This window comes from Candidatus Symbiothrix dinenymphae, assembly GCF_001431085.1.
This window is the reverse complement of sequence record NZ_BBRU01000571.1, coordinates 1-2,638: the sequence shown is the minus strand read 5'-3', so window position 1 is coordinate 2,638 and position 2,638 is coordinate 1. Positions and strand designations below refer to the sequence as shown.

Here is a 2,638-nt window from a genome sequence, read left to right as displayed (position 1 = left end):
TCTATCAGGCCTCCACATCCGAATTGTATGGCTTGGTGCAGGAAATTCCGCAGCGGGAAGCGACCCCGTTTTACCCCCGAAGTCCGTATGCCGTGGCGAAAATGTATGCCTATTGGATTACGGTCAACTACCGCGAGGCTTACGATATGTTTGCCTGCAACGGCATTTTGTTTAACCACGAATCACCCTTGCGTGGCGAAACGTTTGTGACCCGCAAAGTGACCCGCGCCCTGTCGCGCATTGCGTTGGGCATTCAGAAAGAGGTTTATATGGGCAATCTCTCCAGCAAACGCGACTGGGGACATGCCAAAGACTACATCAAAGCCATGTATCTGATTCTCCAACAGGAAAAGCCGGACGATTATGTGATTGCAACGGGCGTGACAACAACAATCCGCGATTTTATTGCCAAAGCATTCAAAGAAATTGGCGTGACAATCACTTTTCATGGCGAAGGTGCCAGCGAAGTGGGCAAAATCACAAGCATCGACACGACAGTATTCACACAGAAAATTGGCGCAGAATATCTGGCAGCCATCCAAAAACGAGTTGGCGAAGAGGTAGTGAAAGTGGACCCCAAATATTTCCGCCCCACCGAAGTAGAACTGCTGATTGGCGATGCCACAAAAGCCCGCACAAAGCTGTCGTGGGAGCCGCAATACACACTGGACACGCTGATTGAAGACATGATGACCGGCGATGTGAAGGAAATGAAGAAAGAGGCATATTTGAGAGCGGGAGGCTATCGGATTTTGAATTATTTTGAATGAAAACAGAAAATTTGTTGTATCTTTGTCGCGTAAATAAGTGAAAAATTTAATTTAAATTTTAAAGTTATGAATACTCAAACATTGTATGAAGAAGATTTAGATGATAAAATCTTTCTTCAATTATGGAACGAGGGGCGAATAGAAGAAGCTATTGCCACTCGCAATTGGATGACACTCGAAGAATGTCGCCGCTCTTGTCATGAGGCAATTGACGAAGCTCGGCAAATTTTAGCAGAAAGAAATGCAGTTGCTTGTTGATGACCATGTTCGTAATAGAATCAGACAATTCTATTATAATGCAACTTTGAAATACCCCAATACCTATTTTCCGGACAATGCAGATAGGGATATTGATAAGGTGCTTGCAGAGTTGCCCAAAGTTGGTACGCCGCAACTTCAACACAGAAATTATTGCATTATTCAACGATGGAAAAATTATTTAGTTGATTATTCTAAGGCAACAAATTGGTATTTTGCCTATCGAAAATTTACAAATGGGGGCACTACAATATATGTTATGGATGCGGAAAATGCAAGAAATATGAGCGATTTAGCAATAATTCATTTATGAAAACAACAACATTAAACACAGAGAGCAAGACAATTTTGGCGGATTTGCAAACGCCGGTGAGCATCTATTTGAAGGTGCGCGACGTGTTTCCGGAGTCGGTGTTGCTGGAATCTTCGGATTATCACGGCAATGAAAATTCGGTGTCGTTCATCGGGCTTAATCCGATGGCGCGGTTTGAGGTCAAAAACGGCGCCGTGAGGCTGCAATATCCTGATGGGCAGGTGGTTGAAAAGACGGTGCCTGCGGATGCGATTGTCGATGAATTGCACCAATTTGTGCATTCGTTTGAAGTCGGAGAGATTGCGAGGCAAGCCCGCAATGACAATTCGTACAACGGTTTTTTCGGCTACACGTCTTACAATGCCGTGAAATATTTTGACACCATCGACCCCGATACGGCGGATTTCGGCGCGAGCAATATTCCCGATATGATTTACATTCTGTATCGCTACACCATTGTGGTCAATCATTTTCGCAACGAATTGACGGTGATTGAGAATAAAATCGGCGATGAAAAGAGCCAAATGGACGATGTGCTGGCGTTGCTGAACAACCGCAACTATGCCTCCTACAATTTTGGGCGGGCGGGCGAAGAAACATCCACCGTCACCGATGAGCAGTATAAGGAGATGGTGCGACAGGGCGTGAAACACTGCAAACGCGGCGATGTGTTCCAAATCGTGCTCTCGCGCTGTTTTTCGCAGCCTTTCGCGGGCGATGATTTCAAGGTGTATCGCGCGTTGCGTTCCATCAACCCATCGCCGTACCTGTTTTATTTCGATTTTGGGTCGTTCCGCATCTTTGGCTCCAGCCCCGAAACGCATTGCGGCATTTCCAAAGGGCAGGCGTATATCGACCCCATCGCGGGCACTTTCCGTCGCACGGGCGATGACGAAAAAGACAAACAACTGGCGCAAGCACTGCTTGAAGACCCGAAAGAAAACGCCGAGCATGTGATGCTGGTAGATTTGGCGCGCAACGATTTGAGCAAAAACACCGAAAACGTGCACGTAGATTTCTACAAGGAAGTGCAATTTTACTCGCACGTCATCCATCTCGTGTCGCGCGTGGTGGGCGAAGTGCAACCGGACACCAACACCATCCAGATTTATGCCGACACCTTCCCCGCCGGAACGCTCTCCGGCGCACCAAAAATGCGGGCGATGGAACTCATCCGCGACATTGAGCCGCACAACCGCGGTGCCTACGGCGGCTGCATCGGCCACATCGGCTTAAAATGGGGCCCCCACCAAGCCCCCACCCCCCCCCCCCTCCCTCCGCAAAAAAACCACCTCTC

At 47.8% G+C, this 2,638-nt stretch carries 4 protein-coding genes; all 4 read left to right on the top strand.

Annotation, left to right across the window (positions count from 1 at the left end; translation table 11 throughout):
• On the top strand, positions 1–770 hold a 770-nt coding region (locus ASC50_RS06015), incomplete at its 5' end, for a GDP-mannose 4,6-dehydratase (RefSeq protein WP_056928821.1).
• Between the two features lie 66 nt (positions 771–836).
• Positions 837–1,028: a hypothetical protein gene (locus ASC50_RS07305; RefSeq protein WP_158648530.1), complete on the top strand. Its 192-nt coding sequence runs from the start codon at positions 837–839 to the stop codon at positions 1,026–1,028.
• Positions 1,012–1,341 carry a hypothetical protein gene (locus tag ASC50_RS06010; protein WP_055432965.1) on the top strand — a complete coding sequence of 110 codons (330 nt, stop codon included), beginning with the start codon at positions 1,012–1,014 and terminating at the stop codon, positions 1,339–1,341. Before ASC50_RS07305 ends, ASC50_RS06010 begins: the two co-directional genes overlap by 17 nt.
• Positions 1,338–2,638, top strand: a 1,301-nt coding sequence (locus ASC50_RS06005; protein WP_056928820.1) for an anthranilate synthase component I family protein, incomplete at its 3' end; no start/stop codon positions are given. The genes ASC50_RS06010 and ASC50_RS06005, both read left to right, overlap by 4 nt.